This window comes from Tateyamaria sp. syn59 (assembly GCF_007995245.1).
Taxonomy (GTDB): domain Bacteria; phylum Pseudomonadota; class Alphaproteobacteria; order Rhodobacterales; family Rhodobacteraceae; genus Tateyamaria.
In genome coordinates this window covers 196,608-222,355 of sequence record NZ_VCBA01000004.1, presented here as the reverse complement: position 1 = coordinate 222,355, position 25,748 = coordinate 196,608, and the positions used below count along the sequence as shown (strand labels likewise).

General features: G+C 63.4%; 15 protein-coding genes. 5 read left to right on the top strand and 10 right to left on the bottom strand.

What is annotated here, in order from left to right:
* Positions 1–43: 43 nt before the first annotated feature.
* Positions 44–670: a TetR/AcrR family transcriptional regulator gene (locus tag FD715_RS09660; protein ID WP_223274814.1), complete on the top strand. Its 627-nt coding sequence runs from the start codon at positions 44–46 to the stop codon at positions 668–670.
* On the opposite strand, the gene FD715_RS09655 is transcribed toward FD715_RS09660, so the two are convergent.
* From FD715_RS09655 to FD715_RS09635, 5 genes are all read right to left on the bottom strand, one after another.
* A complete protein-coding gene (locus FD715_RS09655) occupies positions 667–1,680 on the bottom strand; it encodes an AbrB family transcriptional regulator (RefSeq protein WP_147108773.1) in 1,014 nt (337 codons plus the stop codon). The two genes, FD715_RS09660 and FD715_RS09655, sit on opposite strands and share 4 nt — an antisense overlap.
* Entirely contained in the window at positions 1,677–2,312 is a 636-nt protein-coding gene (locus tag FD715_RS09650) for a GntR family transcriptional regulator (protein ID WP_147108770.1), read from the bottom strand. Before FD715_RS09650 ends, FD715_RS09655 begins: the two co-directional genes overlap by 4 nt.
* 61 nt (positions 2,313–2,373) lie before the next feature.
* On the bottom strand, positions 2,374–6,279 hold the full coding sequence (locus FD715_RS09645; protein WP_189799452.1) for a translocation/assembly module TamB domain-containing protein: 3,906 nt from the start codon (positions 6,277–6,279) through the stop codon (positions 2,374–2,376).
* A 26-nt stretch (positions 6,280–6,305) separates the two neighbouring features.
* Entirely contained in the window at positions 6,306–7,988 is a 1,683-nt protein-coding gene (locus tag FD715_RS09640; protein WP_189799451.1) for an autotransporter assembly complex family protein, read from the bottom strand.
* A gap of 205 nt (positions 7,989–8,193) precedes the next feature.
* Positions 8,194–11,118, bottom strand: coding sequence for an ABC transporter transmembrane domain-containing protein (locus tag FD715_RS09635; RefSeq protein ID WP_147109320.1), 2,925 nt, complete (start codon positions 11,116–11,118; stop codon positions 8,194–8,196).
* Between the two features lie 237 nt (positions 11,119–11,355).
* Here FD715_RS09635 and FD715_RS09630 point away from each other — a divergent pair, with 237 nt between their 5' ends.
* On the top strand, positions 11,356–11,736 hold the full coding sequence (locus tag FD715_RS09630) for a DUF3307 domain-containing protein (RefSeq protein ID WP_147108761.1): 381 nt from the start codon (positions 11,356–11,358) through the stop codon (positions 11,734–11,736).
* Between the two features lie 3 nt (positions 11,737–11,739).
* Here FD715_RS09630 and FD715_RS09625 read toward each other — a convergent pair whose 3' ends face one another.
* Genes FD715_RS09625 through FD715_RS09615 form a run of 3 tightly spaced genes read right to left on the bottom strand, consistent with a single transcriptional unit; the run spans position 11,740 to position 20,704 of the window.
* Positions 11,740–13,464 (bottom strand): adenylate/guanylate cyclase domain-containing protein, encoded by a 1,725-nt coding sequence (locus FD715_RS09625; RefSeq protein ID WP_147108758.1) that lies wholly within the window; start codon positions 13,462–13,464, stop codon positions 11,740–11,742.
* Positions 13,465–13,517: 53 nt separating this feature from the next.
* Complete coding sequence (locus tag FD715_RS09620) at positions 13,518–18,368, bottom strand: PKD domain-containing protein (protein WP_147108755.1); 4,851 nt, start codon at positions 18,366–18,368, stop codon at positions 13,518–13,520.
* Between the two features lie 32 nt (positions 18,369–18,400).
* Positions 18,401–20,704 carry a FecR domain-containing protein gene (locus tag FD715_RS09615; RefSeq protein ID WP_147108751.1) on the bottom strand — a complete coding sequence of 768 codons (2,304 nt, stop codon included), beginning with the start codon at positions 20,702–20,704 and terminating at the stop codon, positions 18,401–18,403.
* Positions 20,705–21,158: 454 nt separating this feature from the next.
* On the opposite strand from FD715_RS09615, the gene FD715_RS09610 reads away from it, so the two are divergent.
* Entirely contained in the window at positions 21,159–22,271 is a 1,113-nt protein-coding gene (locus FD715_RS09610) for an S-(hydroxymethyl)glutathione dehydrogenase/class III alcohol dehydrogenase (RefSeq protein ID WP_147109317.1), read from the top strand.
* A 61-nt stretch (positions 22,272–22,332) separates the two neighbouring features.
* On the opposite strand, the gene FD715_RS09605 is transcribed toward FD715_RS09610, so the two are convergent.
* Both FD715_RS09605 and FD715_RS09600 read right to left on the bottom strand, forming a co-directional pair.
* A complete protein-coding gene (locus tag FD715_RS09605) occupies positions 22,333–22,539 on the bottom strand; it encodes a hypothetical protein (RefSeq protein WP_147108748.1) in 207 nt (68 codons plus the stop codon).
* An 82-nt stretch (positions 22,540–22,621) separates the two neighbouring features.
* Positions 22,622–22,933 carry a hypothetical protein gene (locus FD715_RS09600; RefSeq protein WP_147108744.1) on the bottom strand — a complete coding sequence of 104 codons (312 nt, stop codon included), beginning with the start codon at positions 22,931–22,933 and terminating at the stop codon, positions 22,622–22,624.
* An 80-nt stretch (positions 22,934–23,013) separates the two neighbouring features.
* Between FD715_RS09600 and FD715_RS09595 the strand changes: the two genes are divergently transcribed.
* Positions 23,014–23,472 (top strand): (2Fe-2S)-binding protein, encoded by a 459-nt coding sequence (locus tag FD715_RS09595; protein ID WP_147108741.1) that lies wholly within the window; start codon positions 23,014–23,016, stop codon positions 23,470–23,472.
* 2 nt (positions 23,473–23,474) lie between these two features.
* Complete coding sequence (locus FD715_RS09590) at positions 23,475–25,712, top strand: xanthine dehydrogenase family protein molybdopterin-binding subunit (RefSeq protein ID WP_147108738.1); 2,238 nt, start codon at positions 23,475–23,477, stop codon at positions 25,710–25,712.
* The last annotated feature ends 36 nt before the right edge of the window (positions 25,713–25,748 follow it).

Here is a 25,748-nt window from a genome sequence, read left to right as displayed (position 1 = left end):
GTGTAATGAGACATATGTAATAGCCACTTACTTTGGCAAGGCAGTGAGGCAAAAAAAGTTGGAGCAGGCCAAGGAAAATATCCCACGCAGCCAGTATCACCATGGTGATCTGCGTGCGCATCTTATTGAAACTGTGCGCATTTTGGTCGAGGAGAAGGGTGCCGACGGATTTTCGATTTCCGAGGCCGCGCGCCGTGCCGGTGTCAGTTCTGCGGCCCCGTACAAGCACTTTGGGGATCGGGCCGAGATCGTGCGCGAGGTCGCGATGGCGGGAATCGGTCGTATGCGCGACCAGATGGACGAAGCCGCAAAAGCGGCCACCGGGGACCTGTATGCGCCTGTAACGGCGCTTGGCCTGTGCTACGCAAATTTCGCCCGGACCGAGCCCGGCGTGTTCCGCTTGATGTTTGGCCTGACCAAAAGCCACATTGATGATGAAGAACTGCAGGCGGAGGGCGAGGCCTGTTTTGACATCGTCAAACGTGAGGTTGCGCAGATCATGCAAGACGGGACGCCGCAGGCTGAGATCGACCGGCGCAGCCTGATGCTGCACATGTTCGTGCACGGCCATGCGTTTCTGGAAATCGACGGCAAGCACGATGTGGACCTGACGGCAGAGCAGGAAATGATGCTGATGGCCGACATCTCGCGCCGGGTCTTGCGCGACTAGCGGAAGAGCCGCGCAAAGAGCGGTGCACCGAGGATCACGACGAAGATGCGCAAGACGTGGTGCGCGATGACAAAAGCGACGTCAGCGCCGACGATCAGCGCCAGAACGGTCAGTTCCGCCTGTCCACCGGGTGCGAAGGCCAACAGCGCCTCCATCCCAGGTGCGAGTCCTGCGGTATAGACCCCTTCGACAAAGATGACGGTCAGGATGATCAGGATGACGCAGAACCCGAGCCCGGCGGCGAGGTCGCGTCGGATTTCCGCCACAGTGATGCCGGTGTATTTGACGCCCACGGTCATGCCGATAAAGAACTGTGCCGCCCAGATGGCTTCCGCGGGGGGGCGATGTTGCAGCAGTCCGGTCAGCGCCAGCGCGGCGGCGACTATGAGCGGTCCGAGGATGGAGGCGCCGAACATGCCGATGGCTTTGGCCCCGCGCCAGCCGATCAGTGCTGCCGCAACCATCAGTGCGAGCTGGTCGAGGCCCAGTGAGGTCGCGGGCGCGCCGGGCGGGTTGCTGAGGTCTGCACCCCACACGCCTTGCAAGATGAACGGCAGAGCGACGACGATGACCATCACCCGTGTGGCGTGGATCAGCGACAGGCTGCGCGGATTGCCCCCAGCCTCTTCGCCGAAGACCAACATGTCCTGCAGACCACCCGGCATCGCGCTGTAATAACTGGTAGCGAAATCAAAACCCCAGAGACTGCGGAAATAGGGCACACCGATCAGGCCGATGACCACCGTCATCACTGGGATCAGCATCAAGGTCGGCCACATGCCCAGCATGGACGCCAGCACGACGGGCGTGAACGTCGCGCCGACCGCCACGCCCAACACCGTGCGCATCCCTTCGTTGAGCAGCCGGATGCCTTGCATCCGCACGCCCAGCAGCGCGCTGATCAGGCAGGCAAAGATCGGACCCAGCAGCCAGGGCAGCGGTAGGCCGGTCACCTGAAAGAGCGCAACGCCGATCCCCGCGATGGCGAAGGTCAGGGTAATCCGGATCACCGCGCCAGCGCCCGCAACCTGTAGCGAAGCGAGGTTTGCAGATGCGCCTCTGCCGCCTCTCCGGCGGTGGCAGCGTTGCCTGCGGCAATGGCTGTGAGGATGTCGTCATGCTGTGCCGTGACGACATTGATCCGCTCTTGGTCGGCGAGCGTCGTCGGCCCCATCAGCATCAGCGCGTTGTTCAATGCGCGCGCCGCGTCCACAAGGAACCTGTTGCGCGTGGCGAGGTAGATGCCCCGGTGAAAGTCCTGGTTCAACGCCGCAGCTTCGGACGGAGCGCTGCTGGCAATGGCGGCATTGAGGTCGCGCAGGGCGTCCACCTCGGCCGCGGCGGCGTGTTTGGCGGCCATCTCGGCGGCGGTCCGCTCCAGCACGATCCGCATCTCGTAGAGTTCGACCAGTTCGGCGTGGCTCAGCTGTCGGATCACGGCGCCCAGCCTGGGACGGTGTTCGACGATGCCGTCCGCCTCGAGCCGCCGTAACGCCTCGCGCACGGGGGTGCGGGACAGGTTCAGCCTGTCGGCCACGTCCGTTTCGCGCAAGCGGTCGCCGGGGGCGAAGTCGCCGGTGCGGATGGCCTGCAAAAGCTGGGCGTAGGCGGCTTCGCCTTGCGACATGTCTCGGTCTGTCATGCTGGGCCTTTCTCTTGTATCCCGGTGGATACAACATCAGGCGCAGGATGAACAGCCCGCCCTAGTAGTCGCGTTCGATGAAGATGCCGATCCCGGTGTTGCCGTCGCCTCCGACCGAGCCGCGCGCGGTGATGTTTGGCGTCAGGTCGATGTTGAGCGACACCTCCGGCCCGTCCGCACCGCCGACCGTGACATCGGTGTAGACGTTTTCGGACAGGTAGCGCCCGGCCCGGACAGCGGTGTTTCCGTCCTCGTCCGAGGCCACGTCGAGGTCATCAAGACCGAAGGAGCCACGCAGTTGCGACACGATCCCTTCGCCGCCCGCACCCGCAAGGCTGGCCACCGCGCTGGCCAGTTGCAGTGCCTGGAAGGCCGACAGCTGGCTGATGTCGCGGCCGAATATGATCTGGGCCAGTACCTGGTCTTCGGGCGCTTCGGGGGTGGCTTCGAACCGGACATCGGGGTCGTCGGCGGGCCCGTCAACGATGATGCGGGCCGTGCCGGTTGAGGTGTCGGTTTCGACCACAAACAGCAGGATCGGCTCAAACCGGCCCTGCAGTGTCACGCGACCTTCATCCAGCGTGAACCGCTGGGCGAGGATGCTGAGCCGCCCGCGGATCAGGTCGAACTGCCCGGTGGAGATGATGTCAGCCGTGGTGCCCGACAGGCGCAATCGCCCCCCAAGCTCGGCATCAAGGCCACGGCCGCGGATAAAGATGCGGTTGGGCGCGTTGATCGTGAGGTCAAGCGGGTAGGCTGCACCCGTGCCGCCGGTCTCAGTGTCGTCCTGTACCAGTCCGGCCCGCGCCCGCGTGCGCATGACGGGGCGGGTGGCACCGATATGGGTTATGTCCGGAATGGTGCCAAAGCTGGCGATGCCGCTCGATGGCACCTGCACATTCGTTTCACCCAAATTCAAGTCGCCCGAAATGGCCGCACCGCCGGTCAATGCACCGCTCAGGTTGACCTGACCATCAACAGTTGTGGAATAGAGCGTCGGATCCTTCAGAACGACTGAATTCAGCGCAATGGCCAATTGTGCCGGGTAGCCGCCGTTGAGCGTGATGGGGCCGGAGACGCTGATCGCCCCGCCTTCGGCAATGGCGGCATTGAGGTCAAGTGCCGCTTGTCCGCCCGACAGACGCACCGCGCCCGACAGGTCCGAGATGGACACTGGCAGGTTTGGCGTGGCGGCGCGCGCGCCTGAGGTCGTGATCTGCCCCGAAACCGAACTGAGCGCAGGCGGTCCGTTTACAGCCAGATCGAACTGCGCGGAACCGATGACCGTGCGCGGTGCAATGAACGGGTTGATGAGGCCCAGTTGCAGCTGCCCTTGGGTGCTCAGGTTCAACGTGCCGTCGGGTTGGACCCGCCCGGCCGCGGTTGCTGTCGTGCCCGACGGTCCTGCAATTTGCGCGTCGACGTCGTAGGCCTCGCCGACTTGTTGCAGGCTTCCGTCCACCGACGCGCCGCCGTTCAGGCCGGGCACCAGCGGTGCCACGTTCGGCAGGCTGAGCGCGTAGCGCGCGGCAGCAACACCATCGATCAGCGATGCCGACACGTTCCCCGTGCTGCTGTAGGGGCCTGCCACGTCCGTGACCACCTCCCAGCCGCTTGCCGTTTGCGCCAACGTGCCATCGAGGTTCAGTGCACCGCGCACGCCAGGTGCAAGGGCGGCAACGTTGGGGACCGACAGATCGAAATCGGTGACAAGCACGCCTTCGAACGTGCCGGACAGGGTGCCGGTGCTGTCATAGGGGCCGTTCAGTGCCGTATCAAACGCCCACCCGTCCGCCGTCTGACGCACATCGCCGTTCAGCGCCGCACCTCCGGGAACGCCCGGTGCAAAGGCCGACAGGTTCGGTGCGGATACGTCATAGCGCGCAGAAAGCCGGGTGCCGTCGAAAAGGCCGGTGACGGCGGCTTGCGCGTCCGCCGGGCCGTCGATGTCAGTGCCGAACTGCCATGCGCCATCGCGCTGTGCCGCCGTCGCGTTCAGGCGCACGGGTTCGGTGATTTGCGGCACGAGGCGCTCAAGATCGCCGACAACAGCGTCGAGCGAGATGTCAGCCTCGTTGCTAGCGATACGCGCCGTGCCGGTAGCAGAGGTGTCGAGTGGTCCGGTCAGACCGCCCGATATATCCCAGATGTCCCCGGTTTGCGTGGCCGTACCATCGACTGTGATGGGTCCTTCGACCGCATCCGTGATCAGGCCCACATCCGCGAGGGACGCGTTGAATTGGGCGACCGACGCGCCGGTCTGCAGATCGGCCGATGCTGTCAGATCGAGTGCTGCGTTCTCAAGTGCCAGGCGGTCTACGAATGTGCCGGTGGTATCGCGCCGCGCCGTCAGCACCAGATCGGTCTGCCCGCTGAGCAGCGCGTCGGCTTGCGCGATGCCGAGCCCGAGGTCACGGGTTTGCCCGGTCACGTCCACATCGAAAAAGCCACCAAGTGCCGCCGTGCCGGTCGCAGATAGGTCACCCGCGCCGGAAAGATCTAGGCCGGCAAGTGCGGCAAAGGCCGACAGATCCTGCGCGGCGAGCGTGGTATCAAATGCGGTCTCGAACCCGTCATCGAAGCCGTCCATTTCGATCGTCCCGCCCAGTGTCCAGGCCGCGCCTGTGAGGGAAAGGTCGCTCAGTTGCAGGGGCGCCTCATCGGCGTAGGCGATTGTGAGCCCGCCGCGCACGCCGTCGCCGACGGCACTTGCCAATGCGGGGTCTGACAGGTCAAGCCCGTCGACGATCAGATCCAGTCGACCGTTCAGCGCGCCGATGGCACCCACCGCACCGCTGAGTGTGCCGTCGAAGGTCAGCGCAACATCGTCGACCGCGTTGTCGCCCTGATCCAGCCCGGTGGCCGTGATGCGGGCCTGCAGGTCGTCGCCTTGCCCGGCGTCAAACGCGATGTCGAGCACGGCCTGCAGAACGCGCGCGCCATCTGTGCCGGGGATCGTCACAGGGGTGCCGGTTGGATCGCGAAGCGCGCCATCGATATCCAGAAGTGTGGGCCAGCCATCGCTGTTCAGCCGCGCCTCACCCGCAAGTTGGAGGGAGCGCGCGTCCAGCGCAAAGGTGTCGAGCGCAAGTGCGCCATCCGCGTCGGTGCTGCCGCGTGCCTCCAGCCCGACATCGGTGCCGAAGAAGTCCCGGTATTCCGGCAGGACAAGCGCCGATATGTCGCCGTCGAGCGCGGTATCAAACGCCATTGGTCCGCCCGCTTCGCTTTGCAGGGCCAGTGTGCCAGCCAGGCGCGGCGTGTCGTTGGTGCGCAGATCGAGAGTTGCGTTGAAGTCGCTGAGCGCACCTGCCCCGTCGACCGCCAGATCGACGCTGGGCCGGTCGGGCAGGTTCAGGAGGCCCGAAATCAGCCCCTCCGCCGCCTCGCTTAGCCCAAAGTCGAGGGTCAGGTCGCGGGTGTCGTTGGCATAGGCTGCGGAGATATCGAAGTTGGCCCTTGGTCCATCGGTGCGTGTCGCGTTGATGGTGGCGTTGCCTGCGCCTCCCGCAAGCTCCGCGGCGCCTGACACAGACAGTATGGCTGCTTCGCCCAGGATTGGTGCGCCCAGCGAAACGGCCCCCAGATCAAGCTGGGCGATGCGGATCGCGGCCGGCAGGTCTGGCAGGGAAAAAGGCGTTGCCTCTGGTGTCGGCAGATCATCGCCCTGTGCCACCGGCAGGCGGGGCAAGTCGATGCGGGCGGCGCGCAGCTCCTCGATGTCTATCGTGGCGCGGAAGAGGGCAGCGCGGTTCCATTGCATCGCCACGTCTTCGAGCGTCAGCCAGATGCCTTCGCTGTCGGCGATGGTGATGCGGTCAATGGTGGCGCGACTGCTCAGCGCTCCGGCAAAGCCGTCGATGCGCACGGTGCGTCCTTCACCGCCCAGACTGCTTTCCAGCAGACCGACGAGGAAGCCGCGATCTTCGTCATCTTGCGCGAGTGCGGCCAGCGGCCAGAGCAACATCAGGGCTATGCAGGCGATCCGACGCATCAGAAGGCCTGCCCGATGCCGATATAGATCTCGACCCCTGAACTGTCGCCAGGGCCAAAGCCGGGCAGGGCGACGTCAAATCGGATTGGGCCAATGCCCGTGTCATAACGGACCCCAGCGCCAAAGCCTGTGTGCCACTCGCCCTCGCCGTCAAAAAAGCTTTCGGAGCCGATATAGCCCGCGTCATAGAAGCCCACGACCGAGAACCGGTCGCCTGTCTTGACCCGCACCTCACCGGATAGCCCGACGAATGACCGCCCGCCGATGGTCACGCCGGGGCTCAGCTCGACCCCCAGCGATTGGTAGTCCTGTCCGCGCACGGTGCCGCTGCCGCCAGAGAAGAAGAGGAAGTCTGCGGGCGCCTCTTCTATGGACGGGCCCGCCACGGAGCCGAGCAAACCGCGGGCGGCTAGAACAACGCGGTCGCCGAGTTTGCGGTAGGTGCGCAGGTCCAGCGTCGTGACGATCCCGTCGCTGGTGCCGTCGATGTTGATGAACGGGCGCAGCGATGCCTCGGCGTAGTATCCGGATGTCGCGTTGAGTTCATTGTCGCGGCGGTCGAATTTGGCGCTGAAGGGAAATGTCAGGATCGTGTAGTCCCGCTCGCCTAGGTCATCGCGCGTCTCTGCCCGCTGCAGACCGATGCCGTAGCTGTATTCGCGATCCTCGCTGGCGAAATAGACGGTGCTGAATTCGAGCCGTGCGGTGCGGGAAAACAGGTTCGGATCGTCGCGCTGTTCGATCTCCGCCAGCAGCACGGCCTCAAGATCGGTGCGCCATGTGGCAGGACGCGAGAGTTGCGCGCCCAGACGAAAATCCACGCCTTCGGTGTCGCCACCGACCCCCGAGATTTCGCCGTCGATCTGCAGGCGTTCGGCTCCGCCAAAGATGTTGCGATGCAGCCAGAGTGCGCTGATGCTCGCACCATCCGTCGTGCCGTATTCCGCGCCAAACCTGTAGCGGCGCGGCAGTTGGTCGGTGATCTGCGCAGTGACGTCGAGCGTGCCGTCGGGGTTGGCGGCCTCGGCTTCGGTCAGGCTGGCGCTGGCAAAGGTGCCGGTGCGGCGAAACCGTTTTTCTACCAGATCCAGCGTGTCGGGATCAAAGACTTCGCCGCTGGGCCAGCCCGCAATCTCGCGCAGGCGCTTTTCGCGGACATTGCTTTGGCCTTCGATGTTAAGGCGGCCCAGGCGCAGGCGCGGGCCGGGATCCAGCCGGATGTCGGCATTCAGCTGGCCAGCCGGGTGGTTTGCGATGATTTGCTGGCCCGATACAGCGGCCTTGGCGTGACCCTGTTGGCGCCAGCCTTCGATCCCGGCTTCGGTCGCGGTGCGCAGCGCGCTGACATTTGCGGTCTCGCCCGGTGCGACCTGGATGACTGGCTCTGTGCCCTCGGCGGTTGGTCTGACCGTGACGGTGCCGAAGGTAAAAACCTTGCCCGGATCGATGGTCACAACAACGCTGTTGACCGCACCCGGCGCGGCGACAGGTGACAGGCTGGCTGCCTCGCGCCCGTCCACTGTGATTGAAATGGTTGGGCCGAAATAGCCCTTGTCATAGAGCAGCCCGATCAGACGCGTGTAGTCTGCCTGAGCCGCGCTAATGACGTCAATCGCACGTGGCGCCGTCTCTTCGTCCTGCAGGCTTGCGGTGAGGGAGGCGGCGCGGACCTCATCTGCCAAGTCACCGGGGGCGCGAACGTCTACAGTCAGGGCAAGCAAGGCCCCTGGCGCGCCACACGTGGCGCCGATCACTGCCAAAACATGGCAGACAGTCCGATACATCGCAGCACTCCACCGCGCGCAGCACGCGGGTCTTTCTGATATCGTGAATGCCAAACTTGGGCCGAAGGTTCCAGCGCAGATTGGGCCGTGGGCAGGATCGTGATCAGGTTTTGACGTAGCCTGCCACCACCTGCAGCAACCTGAAGGCCGTGGCTGCGTCATTCTCGACCACGGCCATGAACTCCTCTTCGCCGATGCGCAAGCAGGTCAGCTGGCCCTTGGCGCGCATGTCGAGCGCGCGGGTTTCGCTGCGGATCAGACCCAACTCGCCCACAAGTGCGCCGGGGCCCACCGTTGCGATCAGCGTGTCCTCGGCGCTGTCCTGTGGCAGCAGAAGGTCCGCCTCGCCCTCGGTCACCATATAGGCGCCATCTGTCGGGTCATCGTTCTTGTGAAAGACGTATTCGCCCGGCTGTGCGCTGTACCACCGCGCACCAAAGGCCAGGAGGCGCAATTGGCGCCGCTTGAGCCCGGCAAACATAGGCGCTTGGCGCAGCGCCTCGACCTTGCGCGCAAGATCGGCGCTGGCATCGCTGCCCAGATCTGCGCGTTCGCCCTCGGCCCCCTGCAGGCGGCCCTGGACTACCTCGAGATGGGTGTCGAAGGCCTGTTCATCCTCGAATGACGTGCCGAGGAAAATCAGTGTCGCCTCGGGCAAAAGCTCGCGCAATTTTTCGATCAGGGCTGTGCGGATGTCTTCGCCGTAGCTCGCCATCGGCTCATCCAGGATCAGGATATCGGGTCGTTTGATCGTTGCGCGGCTGATCGACAGCGGTTCGGCAAAAAGCGCAGGCAGGTTGGCCCCACCCAGCGCAATCGGCACGTCAAAGACCAGTTCGAGGACCAGGTGGTTCACCCCCGCCTCGGTCAACACATCCACCACGATACCGCGCAGATCATCCGCCCGCGCCCCCGCACTGTCGGCCAGCTTGCCGAACAGCGCATTTTCAAGGACGGACAGCCCATGGACATGTTTGCCCGCCTCGATGGGGACAAAGATGTCGTCCATCTGCGCGCGCAACCGAGCCCCGTGTTCCATCCGCATGTCCAGCACGCGCTGGCGCACTTCCTCGGGGAAGGCGGCCGCGACCTGTTCGGCTGTGACATTGGTCGGGATGCTCAGCAGCAGCGCCAGTTCCTTGTCGGTGATGTCGGAGCCTTGTGGCTTGCGTTCTGCCAGTTCCAGGGCGGCGTTGTAGATCTCTGCCTCAAGACCGACACGGCGAAACAGGGGATGGTCCGTGCCGTTCGGGCCAAAGGTCTGGCGGAGCATTTCAAGGATGTTGCGAGACAGCACTTCGAGGTTCGAAGCCAGCGACAGGTCGTGCAGCAGGCGCAGGAAGTCGATCTTTTGTTCTATCACATCAGGTGTGATGATCGTTTTCCGCGTCGCGTAGAGGAGGTTTTCCGCAATGGGCAGAGCGGGGTTGTAGCGGTTTGGATCAAAGCTGTGGACGTAGCGATCCAGTCCGGCCTTGGCGACCGCAGCGGCAACCTTGGGCCGCAAATCGACAAGCGCGCTGGCGAGTTTTGCGTTGCGCTCAGCGTCAAAGGTCTGGTCCATGGTGCGCCGTGTCAGCGCGTCACCGCAGCCGCTGCCATCAATCAGCGCATACCACCACGCGCGCAACGCGTCCTTGTCAGGCACGCCTGCGATGCTGGGGTCGAGCCACTTGGCGTCCAGCATGTCAGCGCTGTTGCCTGCGCGCAGCGCCTCGCGGCTGAAATCGCTTTCGGCGGCGGCTTCGGTCGGGGCAAGGCGCATGGGCATCATCACGTTTTGCCCATAGCTGCCCTGAAACATGATCGGGCGCGAGGTGGCGTGGCCGATCCGCTTGGCAATCACGGTCTGGTGCAGACGGCGGATGTCGTGCCCCGCAATCGTCACCGACCCGCTTGTTGGCAGCGTCTCGCGCGTTAGCACCTCGGCCAATGCGCGGCGGTCTTCGTCATTGGGGGCGGTAATCCCGATGCTTGTCCCCGCGGGGACAGTCAGAGAGATGTCTTCGAGCACGGCGTTTCCGTCGCCATCGCGCACTGTGACCTGATCGAGCACGATGTCGCCTGACAGGCGCGGCGTTTCGGGGGCGGGGCCGTAGAACAGGTCGTCGTCGATCATACCCGCAGGGGCGAAGCGTTCGGTGATCGTCTCCCACCGCAGGGACATGTCGGCGACTTGGTTGTAATAGGCCAACAACTCTTTCCACGGGCTCGACAGGTCTTTGTAGGCGGCAAGGGCGGCCACCAAAGCGCCGATGGTCACATCGCCCTGGATCACGAGGTAGCCGCCGATAGAGAAGAAGAAGAACGGGGTCAGTTGCGTGATGAAGTTGTTGAGAAACTTCATAAAGAACTTTTTCTGGTAGATCTCGAACCGGATGGCAAAGAGGTTGCCAAGCCGGTTGCCGATCATCGCCATACGATAGCGCCAGCCGCCGTTGACGCGCAGGGTGCCCGCACCTGCAGCGCCTTCGCCGATCTCGGCTGCCAGTGCGCGGACCTGGATCACCCGGCTCTTGTTCAGCAAGTTGATCTGACGCTGCAGCTTGGGGATCAGCCAGGCCTGCAGCGGGATCAGCGCGATGGCTGCAAGACCAAATGCCACCGACTGGAAAAAGAGAAAGCCGAGGATTGTCAGCATCTGACCAGCCTGCAGCACCGGTTGAGCGATCGCATCGCCCATCAGTCCGCCCATGGGTTCGCTCTCGGCAGTGACCATGCTGACCAACTCGCCCTGGCTGGTGCGTTCGAAATAGGGCTGCGGAAAGCGCAGGATGCGGGCGATCAGCGTATAGCGAAAGCGGCGCAACAGCCGCTCAGCCAGCACGCCCTTCATCGTGTTGATCCGCATTTTCAGGAGGCCATGGCACAGCACGGCCAACAAAAAACCGCCGCACAGGATCATCAGATAGGTGATCTGGTCAAATTCGAACCCATAGGCTGATACTGTTGGCGTGCCCGAGCCGATCGCGTCGTTGATGATCCGCTTGGGCAATTCGAGCGTCAGATAGAGCAGCGGAAACAGCATCAGCGTGACCGCGAGCAGGATCAGTTGATCGCGCCTTGAATAGATCCAGATAAATCGAAAGAGGGAGCGTTCTATGGTGCCGGTCCGCGTACTGAAAAGGGCAGGCAAGACGCCCTGTGCTAGCCTATCAACGCCCCGCGCCGGAAATCAATGGCCCGTCATCTGCGCTGACTGGACGATTGCGGCATGGCGCGGCCCGTCCTAGGGTGAGGGTGGAAGGAATGCGAGAGGTACAAGTTGACCGACCCCGTCACATTTGCCCTGGTCCTGCTGTTTTTGCTGCAGGTCAAGCATCTGTTCGCCGACTTCTACCTGCAAACCCCGCGCATGTTGGCGAACCGGGCGGTGTATATGCACTTTGGCCGGTTGCAGCATGCGGGCCTACACGCTGTGGGATCGCTTGTGGCAATGGTGTTGGTTGGCGTGCCCGTTTGGCTGGGTTTCGTGGTGGCCATCGCCGAGTGGATCGCGCATTTCCACATCGACTGGGGCAAAGGCTGGTGGTCTGAACATACCGGCCATGACCCAAGCCAGGGTGGGTTCTGGCGCGCATTCGGGTTGGATCAGGCGGTGCACCAATGGACATACCTGGTCATGGTCTGGGCCGTGCTGCCCTAGCCCTTACTCTGCCGCTGTGCGGAGTCGGCTTGCTCCGAAGATTGGAACTGGATCGTCGTAATCCTTTAGCGGGATCGCCTCGCGCGTCTCGAACCGGACAGTGTCCAGCCCCTCGCTTGCGCTGCGTGTGGCTTGGTCGAGCAGCACCTGACCCGGTTCTGCCATGTCGCACAGCCGGGCGGCGAGCGTCACCGTCGATCCCAGCACCGTGTAATCCATCCGGTCCCTGGCCCCCATGGCACCCACGACTACCTCGCCAGAGGCCACGCCGATCCCGACATGCAGATTGTAGTCGGGAAATTTCTGGAGCAGGCCCTGCATCGCCTGGATCACTTCGACGGCACACGAGACGGCACGCTGCTCCATCGTGTCACCTTCGAACACCGCGACCAGCGTGTCGCCGATGAACTTGTCGACATCGCCATCATGGGCATCAATGATCCTGGTCTGCGCCTCGAAACACTCGTTCAGTGCCTCGATCACGACCTCGGGAGCGACGCGTTCGGAAAAGGCGGTGTAGCCGCGGATGTCGGTGAAAACCACTGAGACGCGCTTGCGTTGACCGCCGCGAGACAGCTCGTCATCTGCGTTTTGGGTTGCAGAAACAGTGCCTTGGCTCACGGATTTCATTGGCTGCGGGCGCTGGCCCAGCTCTACGATCATCGTGTTCACGCGGCGCGACAAGTGACCGATCTCGTCATGGGCGGTCACATGTGCAACGCGTGCAGAAAAGTCGCCGCCGCGCACCCTTTCAACCGCCTCACCGATGTCGAGGATGGGCCGCGTCAGACGACGGGCAAAGATCAGCGCCCCGAGGCTGGCCAGACCAAACCCAAGCGCGCCGATGATCAGGATTTGACGCGTGATGGCATTTGCCACGGCATAGGCGTTGTCCTCGGTCAATTCGGTCACAACGGCCCAGGGGAACCAGTCGGGAAATGCATAGGCCCCGAGCACAGGCGTTGCGTCCGGACGGGTGTAGCTTTGCAGCGCATTGGCGCGCGCACCCGCAACGATCAAGGGCAAGGCGGATTTTACAATGTCCCGTTCGGTCAGGTCGGTTTGTTCGTCCATCAGGACGGTGCGCCCTGTCTGATCAACCACTGTGATCTCACCGCGTCGGGCAAAGGGGTGTCGCTCCACCAGTTGGGCAAGGCTCGACAACTCGATGCGGGCGGCCAGTGTGACCTGTCGCCCGGCGATGGGTGTGTTCAGAGGCAGGGCAAGGGTGGCCAGCCAGTCCCCGGTCTCGACCATCTGCGAGATCAGGGGACGACCGAATTGCCCCGTGTCCTCGATCGTCTCGATCGTCTCGGTCGACACGGTCAGGGCCTGCACCGGGTCTATACCCAGCGCTTCCAGCTTTTGTGAAAAGGGCTGATCCGTTGCTATGATGGGCAGGTTGGATCCCGCGACCGCCAGTTGCAACGACAGGACATCCGGCAATTCCTGCAGGCCCAGGGTCAAAAGTGACACCTTTTGCGGCACGTCCAGTTCAGGACTGTCGATCCCGTTGCGGATGACCATCAGCGGCGACAACCACCGCCCCTGATAGGTGGTGTCGAACTGGGCCTGAAGCTGTGCCGCCACCGTTGTCAGATCTTCGTTCGCTGCGGATTTCAATCCGTCCCGTGTCAGCTGCGTGAGGTTGTGACCCACGATGGCGAGGGGCGCCACGACCAGCACAGTAGCGATCAGGAAAAACTTGAGACGCAGGGGAAACCACATGGTGCGCAAATCACCTCACTCGCTGGCGTCTGGGTATGAAACAGTTCGGATCATCACCCGTCGCGCCCCGTTGCGATCACGGTTGCCGTGTCGATACTCACGCCGCTTGGCAAGCCGGTGCTATCGCGGGCCGTCGCCGTCACCGTATAGGTGCCGGGCGCTCCATAGGCGTGACGCACAACGGCCCCGGTTGCCGTTGTTCCATCGCCAAAGTCCCAGTCCACCGTCACGCTGTGCCCATCCGCATCCGACGCCGCGGAGGCATCAAAGATCAGCACGTCATGCGCCGCGCCGACAGGCGTGGTTCGGTCGGGACCGGCGTCGATCCGGGGCGCGGTGTTGACCAGAACAGTCAGGGTGTCTTGGCTCGTGTTGCAGGGTACACCACTGTCATCGCGCACGGTCAGGGTCACCGCGACCGGCCCATTTAGGTCGAACTGACGCGCCACATCGACGCCTTCGAGGGTGACGCCATCGCTGAAGCTCCAGGTATATGCCATCAGCGTGCCGTCGATGTCTGCCGACAGGGCTGCGCTCAAGGACACGGTATCTCCGGGATTTACCACCTGATCCGGGCCTGCAACAGCCGTTGGCGCGGCGTTCACGCGGACATACACCTCTTCCCGCCAGCTGCTGTTGCGCAAGCCGCGCCCATCGTCCAGCGCAACGCTGACCGGGTAAAGGCCTGGTTCGGCAAAGCCATGTGTCGTGCGCGCGCCCTCTGCCGTCGTGCCGTCGCCAAAGGTCCACGCGACGCTCGTGCCCGGTGGTGTGTCGACGCTCCAGTCCCGCGCTGTCGCTGGGCACATCTGACCCGCAACAGCCAACCCAGCGGCGGGCGGCGGGTTAACCGTTATATGCCGCGTCCCGGTGATGTCTGAATTGCCCACGCCCGCATCATCGGTCACGGTCAAGGCCACGGTATAGTCGCCGGGTGCCTTGAAAACGTGCGCCGCAACAACGCCCATCGCGGTCGTGCCGTCCCCGAAATCCCAGGCAAATCCTGTGAGCGCGCCGTCGCTGTCGGTCGAGGCGGTGGCGTCAAACACGACGGCCTGTCCCGCGGCAACCGTTTCCGGCGCATCGATCACGACGCGCGGGGCGGCGTTCACCGTGATCTGTCGCCGGGTTTTCAGCTGTTCCAGACCGGATGCGGCACCGGTCAGATCTGTACGCAGTGTTACGGTGTAATCGCCCGCCTCTGCAAAGACATGGGTCACCTGTGCGCCCGACGCGACGGTGCCGTCGGAAAAGGTCCATGTGTGGTTTGTCACCTCTGCGCTGTCCATCCCCTGCATCTTGGCCGCAAACAACGCCGGCAAACCGGCCGCCGCCCGGTCATTGGCTTCGATGGTTTGCGATGGTGCCGGCAGCACAGTGACGCGGGCCGTGTCCGTATCGAGGGGGGAGCAATCGCCGATCGCGTCGCCTTGGATCGTAAGTGTGACCGTGTAGCTGCCGGGCGTCCTGAATACATACTCCGGGCGCTCGCCGCTCGCCGTGCCGCCGTCGCCCATGGTCCATGTGAAGGCGTTGACCGCACCGTCCCGGTCGGTTGAGCGTGAACCGTCAAACCGGACGGGTTGATTGGCATAGACGGTCAGATCGTCGCCCGCATGGGCAATCGGCCCTTCACTTACCAGGACCGCGACGCGGTCCATGTCGCGCCCCCATTCGGTGCCCTTGCCGTTGCGTACGCTCAGCGTGACCGGGTAGGCGCCCGGCGTTTCGTAAATCTTGGTCGGGTTGACCAGATCCGATGTCGTTCCGTCGCCGAAGTCCCATTGGTAGAGCAGCAGGCCCCCGTCGGGGTCGATGCTGTTTGAAGCATCGAACAGGATGGTCTGGCCTGAGCAGACGGCGCGGTTGCCACCGGCCTCGGCCATGGGCCGCGCATTTACCACAACGGTGGTCGCGTCGATGGCGGTGGCGTTGGACAGCCCCGTGCCGTCGTCAACCCGCAGGGTTACCGGAAATGTGCCCGGACGGGGATAGACATGTGTGATTTTTTGGCCCGTCCGCGGGGGTGAGCCGTCCCCGAAATCCCATGTGTAGATCAGCGCGTCGCCATCCGCGTCCGCCGACCCCGCGCCGTCAAAGGCGACGTGCAGGGCATCGGTTTCGATATCCGGTCCGGCCTCGGCCACAGGTGGGGCGTTGACCCGAACCGTCATCCTGTCGGATGCCGTCGAATTTGCGACACCCGCGTTGTCTGTCACCACCAGTTGGGCGGTCCACGTGCCCGGCGTGTTGTAGCTGCGTTCGAACCGGGCCAGGTTCTGGTCCGCAAATCCATCGTCGAACGTCCATTCATACTGGGCAATCGCACCGTCGGGATCAAAGCTGGCGCGCGCGTCCAGCCGCACCGGATCGCCCGGAGCGACCAGCCGGTCGGCGCCTGCCTGCGCCACGGGCGCTGTGTTGACCGTCACAAACACCTCGGCATCGTCGGCTGCGGCGCTGCCTGCGAAATTGTCCTCGACCCGCAGACCGATGCGGTAGGTGCCGGGGATGTCGATCCGATGGCCGACACGCTCTTGCGTGGCCGTCGTGCCGTCCGGCAGTTGCCAGGTATAGCGCGCGATCGATCCGTCCGGATCGACGGAGGCACCGGCGCTCAGCACGAAATCTTCTCCCGGTGCCACCACAAGAGGTGGGCCCGCATCGGCAATTGGTGCCGCATTCACGATGACGCGCATCGTGTCGCGGTGGGTGTTGAGCGGTGCGCCGCTGTCATCGCGGACGACCAGAGCCACCTCATACACACCGGGCCGCGCATAGGCATGGGTGGGGCGCGGCCCTTTGGCGGTCGCGCCATCGCCGAAGTCCCAAGTGTATTGTGCCACTGTGCCATCCGCGTCGGTCGACCCAGTGCCGTCGAATTGCACGTCCGATACGGTCACGAACTGGTCCGGACCTGCCTCCGCAATCGGGGCGGCATCCACGACGATAGTAGCCTCGGTGCGCTGGGTCGCCGACCCGGTGCCACTGTCGTCGGTCACGGTCAGGGCAATCGTGTAGATGCCGGGGGCCGTCCACGCATAGCTGACCGTTTCGCCTTCACCCGTGGCGCCATCGCCGAAATCCCAGAGATACGAGAGGATCGCGCCATCTGCATCCGAACTGCCGCTGCCGTCCAGCTGCGCCGCTTCGCTGACGGACAGAGGTCGGTCCGGAAGGCGGATGTCCGGCACAGGCGGCGCATTCACCTCGACCACCAACGTATCTGTGGCAGAGGCGTTGGCGACACCGCTGTCGTCCGTCACGGTCAGCGCCACGGTGTAGCGGCCCGGCGCCGCGTATTCATGGCGGACAGTCGTGCCAGTCAGCGCAGTGCCGTCGCCCATATCCCATCGGTAGGATGAAATCGTGCCATCAACGTCATAACTGGCTTGCCCCCCGAACAGGATGGTTTCTCCAACCTCGGCGGTCCGGTCGGTGCCCGCCTCGGCCACAGGGGCGAAGTTTACGGTCACCGCGCGCGTTGCGCCCCCGAAATCGCACGGGTGCTGGCTGTCATCTTCGACACGCAACGCGACCCGGTACTGTCCCGGCTGCGCGTAGACCTTTTGCGCGGTTGGCCCGTCTGCACCGGTGCCATCGCCAAAGGTCCATAGGTAACGCGAGATCGGGCTGTCTGAGGGGATCGAGCCGGTGCCATCGAAGGTGATCTCCTCGCCCGGCGCCGCAACAATCGCATCGCCCGGTTGCGCAACGGGCGCAGAACGGACGTGGACAGGTACGATGACTTCCGCCCCGGCCCCAGCCCGGTCGCCCGGTTCCAGAACCCGCAGCACGGCATTGTAGCGCCCGGGTTTTTGGTAGGTGTGTGCGATCACCGGTTCTTCGGACACAGTCCCGTCGCCGAACTCCCAGGAATAGGACAGCGGCGCTCGGCCCAGCGTCCCGCTCGCGTCAAAGGCGACGGAGGTGCAGTTGGCGAGCGGACGGGCGTTGCCGATGGCGATCGGGCGCGCCGGTGACAACGTGCGGCGGGGCGGCATGTACAAGGGCACGGGTTGTCCAGCGCCGTCAAAGACGGCCACGGTGACATCATTCGGCGTCTCGAACCCGCCGATCAGGCTTAGTGCGAGCGTCTGGTCGAGGGTGTTCACCTGATCCACAGCCCAGGCATCCTGCCCGGACACCTGCACCGGTAGGTCAGCATAGTCCGCAACGATGGTCATGTCGGCACTGGCAGCATCGAAACTCTGCACGGTGTAGGGGCCCTCGGTGCTCTGAAACCGGACCCGCGTTGGTGTGCCTGCCGTCGTCCAGCGGATTGTGGGCTGATAAGCAAAAACCTCCAACCCTTCGGGTGGCCGGTCTCGATCCCGTGCGCGGCTGACGTTGACGGAAAAACCGTTGCCGTCATTGCCCCGCGTGCCTTCCACGTCCAGCCGGAAAAAGGCGCGATCACCGATCTGTTCGCCCTGCCGTGCGCGCACTGCCCCGAGTGTCACCCACCGTCCGTCGGTCGCGCGGTCATTGTCATAGACGGCCTCAATCAGCACCTGACCGGGACCGACATGGGGAAAGCTGGGCGGGGCGCGGTCCGGCCGAGAGCCGTCTTCGACCATCATGGGCCGCACCGCATCTCCGAAGGCCCCGTTGCCACCCGACACCCGAAAGGTCGTCACCGCATCGGCTGGCCCGCCATAGGTGAAGTCATCGGTTCCGAAGGTCTCGGGGTCAAAGACCCGCACGTAAATCCGGCCCTCCGTCTTGGCCGGAACAGAGAAAAAGATCTCTTCGCGCCGGTCGGTATCGCCCTCGCGCGTTGGCGCATTGACCCCGTAGACCACGATCAAGCCTTCGGATACGGTCTGCGCCTCTGTGGCTGGCGGCAGGCCAAGCAAGGCTGCGGTGAGGGCAAGAAGGCCAAGGCGCAAGCTGTGCAACATCGTTTTGTTCTCCCTACACCCGGCCGTATCGCTCAGCGAAACGCGGTGTTTCCGACGTAGTCCTCAATCACCACTTCAAGCAGGCGCAATGTCCCCGGTTCGGGCGGCAAAGAGGCCCGGCAGGTTCCGGTCGTGGCATCGCAGCGCATGAACCCTTCGCGTTCCATGTCCCCGACCTGAAGCAGATAAGGAGCCGCCTGGCGCAGTCCGCTTGCATCGGTCGCGACCACGATCAGCTCAATTGGCCCGTCCTCGCCCGCGGGACGGCGCAGATCGACGGATGTCACCTCGGGCGGGTCGACGTCGAACAGTGTCTGCACGCGTTCGGCGCTGATATTGCCGACAGCGTCCTGTGCGACGACGTCAAAGATGTTCAGGCCCGGTACTAGCGTCAGATCAATCCGAAACGCGCCATCCACCAGTTCCGTTGGTGCATTGTTGACGCTCAGCGATGTCGCGTCATCCGTTGTCCCCCGCAATGTGATCGTATCGAGGTCTGTGGCGCGGGGCAGGGGCATGTCAAAGGCAAGATCCGGCGCTTGCGTGTCGCGGATCACCTGAAAGTCTGTGCGCCCTTCGACCCCGCCATTGGGGCCAAGAACGGCCATGCTATACCCCGTCTGTCTGTCCGATGCGGGTACGGAAAAACTGATGGCTCCGCCTGTGCCGACACTGGTGCGCAAGACCGCTGTTTCGCCGCTTTCCACGATCAATTCCGCGCCGGCTTCGGCAGTGGAGGCGGCAAAGACAACCAGGTCTGAAGACGCTGTGGCCAGTGCCGTGCCAACGCGCGGCATGTCCGGTGACAGGGTGATTTGAACCTGCGCCGCTGGCCGGTAGATCACGGTGGTGGCTGTCACACTCTCGTTCCCTGCCGGATCAACGGCGCGCAGTGACAGCACGTTCGTGCCGGGGGATAGTGACAGGGTGGCGATGAAGCTGCCGTCTGCGGCAAGGTCCAAGGGTTGTTCATTCAGGGTGACTTGCGCTGCGGGTTCCGATGCACCAAAAAGTTCGATCTGCGCGCGCGCGACTATGCCCCCATCCGACGGGGCAAGCAGTGTCAGAAAGGGCGGCACGTTGTCATTGCGCAGTGTAAATGAGTTGGACAGGCTCCACTGTCCGGGCAGGCCCAGCCGGTCAAGCGCCGCCACGCGCCAATGATACCTGCGGGGCGGCATCGCTGCCGTGGTAAATGCGGTGTCGCGCACGCCCCATTCCGACACCTGCATCTGGTTGAACCCCGGATCAAGCGCCACTTCGACCCAATAGGCTTCGGCACCGTCAAAAGGCGCCCATCGCAGCGGAGCGAAACCGTCATAGAGGACGGCATCGCGCGCAGGCTCTGCCAGACGCACCGCTTCCAGAACCTCGGCCCGTTCGATCCCGCTTGCGGTCAGCACCAGACCCTCGTTCTGTCCGACCTCGATCATCTGATCCCCGTCCGAAACCCGAAGGCCGGGTATGTCGTAATTCACGAACCGCGCACCGCTCACGTCATTCTTGATCCAGAAGTCGGACGAGCTTGTGGTTGTCACAGTGCCCGGTACGTCAACCTCGAACGCCGAACGTTCCGACAGTTGGCTCAACAGAGCATAAAAATCGCCCTCCGCCAGACTGACCTTGGTGACCTCGTTCCCGGTCAGCGGGTCGGACCGCATGCGCTGGATGGTGGCGTTGGAATTTGCATTGAGGCGCAGGCGGCTGAGGTCGCGAAATGTCACCTGCGTGGTGCTGCCGGACAGCGTGCGCACACGTTCAGACTCGACCAGAATGTCGTTCAACCCCCGCCCGCTCCAGCGCGGCTCCTGCGGTGCACGGCCTTCGACGTTGCCCTGGACATCGGACACGATCGCCGCGGTCGACCGGTCGCGCTGTGCGATCGAGATTTCCAGCGCCTCCACGGCCAGTGCGGTCGCAATGTCGGAAAAGTCGACCACCTCGCCCCACGCGCCCACATCGCGTCGGGCAACCGCCGTCTCGCGGTTTTCGATGGCGGCGCCGATTTCGGTTGGGGCAAAGACCTGCGCGCCCTCGGCATTCGCCTGCTGGATAGCGGCTAGGCTTTCGGCCAGCGCTGCATCGGCGGCGCGTACCTGTTTGACCGGCATCTCCAGTTCCGTGCCCGGCACCACCGCCGCCGGAGAGGAAATGGCGTTGAGTTCGAGGATATAGGGCCAGAGATCGGGATCGTTCATGTGTTCGGCGACGATGCCCCGCAGCGTGTCGCTTGCCGTGAACACGATGGTTTCCAGCGGCGCATCCAGGTCGGAGCGGTCTTGCGCAGAGGCAAATGTGGCAACAACCGTCAGACACACACCGAAAAACAGGCGCATCTGCGCCGAAAAACAAGGTCCAAAGACACCCAATACACATCCCCCAGGTTGGGTGGCATCAATACGTTCTTTCCGAATGGTACCAGTGTTCCGGCAGGTTGACGCTAAGGCAAGGTAAAAATTCTACCTTTGGTGGCATAACGTTGGCTGTGCCCAAGTCATCACACCGCGTTGTCAGTGTTTGACATGGCACTGCAATCGCACTGCTTGCTGCGGCGAATGCGTCGAAGCGGTATAGCCCAGCAGGTCGGATTGCCCGGCGTTTCCAGTCAAAACATCCGGTTACGTCGGGTTCAGCGGGTCAGTTGCGCACCGCTTTCAAAAAGGCGACGGCAGCGGTGGTTTCTGCGCCCGCCTGTTCCAGGCTGCCGCCCGCCATTCAAATCTCTGCATTGACAGATCGCGCCTCCGCTGGCTCACATGATCAAAATACTCATTGAGAGGACGAACCATGATGAAGACCCGCGCCGCAGTTGCCGTAGAAGCCGGCAAACCGCTTGAGATCATGGAGGTGAACCTCGAAGGCCCGCGCAAGGGCGAGGTGCTGGTCGAGATCAAGGCGACCGGCCTGTGCCACACCGACGAATTCACCCGCTCCGGCGCGGACCCCGAAGGGATCTTTCCAGCGATCTTGGGCCACGAAGGCGCGGGCGTCGTCATCGAAGTGGGCGAGGGGGTGACGACGCTTGAGGTCGGCGATCATGTCATCCCGCTTTACACGCCCGAATGCCGCGAATGCGAATACTGCCTGAACCCCAAGACAAACCTCTGTCAGAAGGTGCGCGCGACACAGGGGCAGGGGCTGTTGCCCGACGGCTCCACCCGGTTCTCGATGCTCGATGGCACGCCGATCCACCACTACATGGGCTGCTCGACCTTCGCCAACCATACCGTCGTGCCTGAGATTGCGCTCGCGAAGGTCCGCAAGGACGCCCCCTTTGACAAGATTTGCTACATCGGCTGCGGGGTCACGACCGGCATCGGTGCGGTGATCAATACGGCCAAGGTTGAGATCGGCTCGCGCTGTATTGTCTTCGGTCTGGGCGGCATCGGTCTGAACGTGATCCAGGGCCTCAAGATGGCGGGTGCGGATCAGATCGTGGGCGTCGATCTGAACGACGACAAGGTTGCGATGGGTGAGCATTTCGGCATGACCGATTTCGTCAACCCGTCCAAGGTCGACGGGGACATGGTGGCGCACCTGGTGGAACTGACCAAGGGCGGCGCCGACTATACCTTCGACGCCACCGGCAACGTGGACGTGATGCGCACAGCGCTGGAAGCTGCTCATAAGGGATGGGGCGAAAGCATCATCATCGGCGTGGCACCTGCCGGTGCGGAGATCTCGACCCGGCCGTTCCAACTGGTCACAGGTCGCGTCTGGCGCGGCACGGCATTTGGTGGCGCAAAGGGGCGCACGGACGTGCCGAAAATCGTCGACTGGTACATGGACGGCAAGATCGAGATTGATCCGATGATCACGCACAAGCTGACGTTGGACGAGATCAACCACGGCTTTGACCTGATGCACGAAGGCAAGTCGATCCGGGCTGTCGTCGAATTCTAAGCATAAAAACACCGCGCAGCCGAACGGTTACGCGGTGTCTTTTCGTGAAGTTGTGTAAGGCTCAGCGCGTGGCGGACGCCTTTGCCAGCCGTTCCGCGATCCCGTCCGCCGATAGCGACGATTTCGGGCCACCTTCCAAACGCCGCTTCTCGGTCACACGCGCGCTGATGTAGGCGAACGCGACGACAAAGCCCAAAGTCCCAAACGTCAGAATTCCGAGGCCAATACCCATGGTCTTTCCTTCCTGTGTGTTTGTGATCAGATACATGGTGTACGGGCAGCGGCTCGGCTGGATCAAAGTTTTTCAGATTTTTTGCAATTAAATCAATTGCATACAATTGTATGCGTGATCAGCGGATCAACAGGATTACACCAATCCAGAACAGGCACATACCAATAAGACCGAACTGCGCGGCCCCGATGCTGAGCAAAAACAAGGCTGTAAGGGTGCCGAAAACGATCCCGCGCTGGCGTCCAATCGGCTCTCGCTCGATCAATGCAACGACGTCATCTGTCGCATGCCCGCGCCACAGGCTGGCGATCAGGGCCGCTGCGACATCGCGACAACGGACCCACATCTGGGACAGAAACGGCTCCATATGTGCCATATAACCCGTGCGCGCTGCATCCTCAACGTGACTGACGTCGCGATATGTAACCATATTGGCGCGATCTGCAGGTTTCCCAAGGGCCCGGCATCCCCTAGTTTTATGTTCAAACTGAGGTCGTTCAGGAGCGCGCGATGAAACTCACGGTGAACGGAACAGAGCACGACGTGGATGTCGAAGACGACATGCCGCTGCTGTGGGTGTTGCGGGATGAGCTGAACATAAAGGGCGTCAAGTATGGCTGCGGTGTCGCGCAATGCGGCGCCTGCACCGTTCATATCGACGGAGAGGCGGTGCGGTCCTGCCAGACCGCTGCGGCAGATGTCTGGGGTGAGGTGACTACGATCGAAGGGTTGGGCACACCCGATGCCATGCACGCGGTGCAGTCAGCCTGGGTCGAACATCAGGTCGCGCAATGCGGTTACTGCCAGTCCGGACAGATCATGCAGGCTGCCGCCCTGCTTGCCACAAACCCGGCACCGACGGACGCGGACATCGACGATGCGATGAACGGCAACCTCTGCCGCTGCGGCACCTATCCCCGCATCCGCGCGGCCGTCAAAACCGCCGCCACCAAGCTGCAGGAGGTCTGAGGATGAGCCGCATCGGAAAAATCGCCCGCCGCAGTTTCCTTGTTGGCTCTGCCGCAGTCGTCGGTGGCGTGGCCTTTGGCTACTACGCCTACAAGCGCCCCGTCGCGAACCCGCTGCTCGCTGGTCTGGCGGAAGGTGAGGCGGCGCTGACGCCCTACGTCAAGATCGACAGCACCGGCATCACCTTGATCACGCCCCGCGCCGACAGCGGGCAGGGGGCCTATCACGTGCAAGCCGCCCTGATTGCCGAGGAACTGGATGTCGAACTGGATCAGGTGCACGTGGATCCCGGCATGCCGGACCCGGCCTACTACAACACCGCGCTGAGTGCCGAGGCGGCGCCTTTCCGGTCCACCGATGACGGCCTCGTTGCCGATACGACCCGTGGGATCATGGACGCCATGATGAAGTTCATGGGCCTCCAGATCACCGGTGGGTCGACCACAGTGCCCGACAGTTTCGAAAAGCTGCGCCTTGCCGGTGCCGTGGCCCGCGAAACGCTGAAGGCGGCCGCGGCGCAAGAAACGGGCGCGAACGTCGCCGACCTGACCACCGCAAAAGGCGCGGTCATCCTCCCCGGCGGCGGTACGCTGGCCTACACCGAACTTGCCGCCACGGCCGCCACGCTCGATCCGGTCAACAATGTGACCCTGCGCGACCCGTCCACCTGGCGGCTTGTGGGCAAAGAAATGGAGCGCATCGACATCCTTGCCAAATCTACCGGCACCCAGCGCTACGGTATCGACTTTGAGGTCGAGGGCATGGTCCACGCCTCCGTCCGCACCAGCCCGCGGCGCGGCGCGATGAACAGCTATGACGCCACAACAGCTCGCGACATGCGCGGAGTGATTGATGTGGTCGAACTGTCCGACGGGGTCGCGGTTATCGCCGACAACACATGGCGCGCCATGCAGGCCGTGAACTCCATAGACATCGACTGGGCGCCCGCAGCCTACCCAGCTGAACAGGCGGAGCATTGGCAGGCTCTCTCCGACAGCTTCAACGCGGACCAGCAGGACAGCAGGTTCCGCGATGACGGAGACGTGGACGCTGCATTGGAAGGGGCGGAAGTCATCGAGGCCGAATACCGAGCGCCATACCTCGCGCACGCCCCGCTCGAACCGATTTCGGCGCTGGTGCAGGTCAGCGACGACCGCGCTGATGTCTGGACTGGCACCCAGATCCCGCGCTTCGTGCAAAGCAATGTTGCCAAGCTGACCGGCCTCGACACCGATCAGGTCTTTGTCCACGTGCTGGTGATGGGCGGTAGCTTCGGTCACCGGCTGGAGGACCGCGTGGTGCGCGAGGCGACCCAGATCGCGATGCAGATCAAGGGAACGCCGGTCAAGCTGACCTATAGCCGGGAAGAGGACACGCTGCAGAACGACACCCGCCAGATTGCCATGGCGCGCGGACGCGGCGCGGTGAAGGATGGCAGGGTCGAAGCCTATGACCTCGGCATCGCCATGCCCTCCGTCATCGCAAGCCAGATGGGGCGGCAAGGCATGCCCACGCCGGGGCCTGACCTGCAAATCGTCGCAGGCGCATGGGAACAGCCCATGCAGATACCCAACTACCGCGTGACCGGCTACCGCGCACCGGAACTGGCGCCGATTTCGAGCTGGCGAGCGGTAGGGGCATCCACCAACGGGTTCTTTCACGACGTGTTCCTTGATGAACTGATCCACGCGGCAGGCGCTGACCCGATGGAAGAACGGCTGCGCCTCTGCTGGCACGACGCTTCCCGCAAGACGCTGGAAGCCGCGGCCGAGATGTCCGGCTGGGGCACGGATCTTGGACCAAACAAGGGGCGCGGCGTCGCCTTCTGCATGTCGTTCGGGGTCCCAACCGCCGAGGTGGTCGAGGTCAGCAACGTCGATGGCGCCATCAAGATCGAAAAGGTCTGGGTCGCCGCCGAAGTGGGCCGCGTCATCGACCCGATCAACTTCGAAAACATGGTGCAGGGCGGGATCAACTGGGCGCTGGGGCACGCCATGAACTCCGAAATCACCTATTCCGACGGGATGGCGGACCAGCGCAATTACTACGACTTCGAGGGGATGCGCCTGGCGCAATCGCCCGAGATATTTGTCCGCGGTCTGGAAAACGGCGACACCGTCCGGGGTATGGGCGAGCCTATGGTGCCACCTGCCGCCGCTGCTTTGTCAAACGCCATTTTCGCAGCCACCGGCCAGCGCGTGCGCGAAATGCCCATGGCAAAACATATCGACTTCGTCTGAGAGCCAAATCGTAAGGCGGAGGTGCCCTCCGCCTTC

Coding starts and splice junctions, on each gene's coding strand:
- FD715_RS09635 (WP_147109320.1), bottom strand. CDS start 11,118: ATGCTGTTTCCGCTGCTCTATCTGACGCTCGAATTGCCCAAGCGGATC.
- FD715_RS09595 (WP_147108741.1), top strand. CDS start 23,014: ATGAAACTCACGGTGAACGGAACAGAGCACGACGTGGATGTCGAAGAC.
- FD715_RS09600 (WP_147108744.1), bottom strand. CDS start 22,933: ATGGTTACATATCGCGACGTCAGTCACGTTGAGGATGCAGCGCGCACG.
- FD715_RS09615 (WP_147108751.1), bottom strand. CDS start 20,704: ATGCGCCTGTTTTTCGGTGTGTGTCTGACGGTTGTTGCCACATTTGCC.
- FD715_RS09590 (WP_147108738.1), top strand. CDS start 23,475: ATGAGCCGCATCGGAAAAATCGCCCGCCGCAGTTTCCTTGTTGGCTCT.
- FD715_RS09605 (WP_147108748.1), bottom strand. CDS start 22,539: ATGTATCTGATCACAAACACACAGGAAGGAAAGACCATGGGTATTGGC.
- FD715_RS09620 (WP_147108755.1), bottom strand. CDS start 18,368: ATGTTGCACAGCTTGCGCCTTGGCCTTCTTGCCCTCACCGCAGCCTTG.
- FD715_RS09645 (WP_189799452.1), bottom strand. CDS start 6,279: ATGTTGCTCTGGCCGCTGGCCGCACTCGCGCAAGATGACGAAGATCGC.
- FD715_RS09650 (WP_147108770.1), bottom strand. CDS start 2,312: ATGACAGACCGAGACATGTCGCAAGGCGAAGCCGCCTACGCCCAGCTT.
- FD715_RS09610 (WP_147109317.1), top strand. CDS start 21,159: ATGAAGACCCGCGCCGCAGTTGCCGTAGAAGCCGGCAAACCGCTTGAG.
- FD715_RS09625 (WP_147108758.1), bottom strand. CDS start 13,464: ATGTGGTTTCCCCTGCGTCTCAAGTTTTTCCTGATCGCTACTGTGCTG.